1 protein-coding gene is annotated in these 530 nt (G+C 70.0%); it reads right to left on the reverse strand.

Annotation, left to right across the window (positions count from 1 at the left end; genetic code table 11):
• Window positions 1-530, reverse strand: a 530-nt coding sequence (locus AC0L20_RS39750) for a DUF1522 domain-containing protein (protein ID WP_473295628.1), incomplete at both ends; no start/stop codon positions are given.

Here is a 530-nt window from a genome sequence, read left to right on the forward strand (position 1 = left end):
CGTGGTCAGGCCGAGAGCCTTGAGCAGGTCGGCCTTGCCGGTGACGCTCAGATCCGCACCCGTCGAGCTTACCAGCGTGACGGCGCTCGCCGTAACCTTCGAAACGGTCGTGGCACTTGGCTGGCTGGCGCTGGTGGAGATCGTCGCAGCACCCGCAGTGATGGATACTGTCTTCACGCCGCTGGCGATATCGACCGCGGCCAAGAGATCGTCGACGGTCGCAGTCGGAGCGCCCGCGGTGCCGAGATAGACGGTGGTGTTGCCGCTGCCGTCGGTGACGAGGTTGCCGCTGACGCCGGAGCCGGACGGAACCGCCGTCGATGCCGGAGCCGCGCCGCTGCGGAAAGTGATGGTCTTGCCGTTCACGGTCAACGTGTCGCCGTCGGCGGGCTGGGCGACGCCGGCCAGGCCGGTCGCGGTCGTGCCGTTGGTGGCGATCAGGGTGATGGCGCCGGTCAGCGCCGTGGTGCCGCCGGCGCCGGTCGTTGCCGTGGTGCCGGTGAAGGAGCCGATGGTGGCGCCGAGGGTCG

The sequence above is a fragment of the Bradyrhizobium sp. Kon58 genome (genome assembly GCF_055807455.1).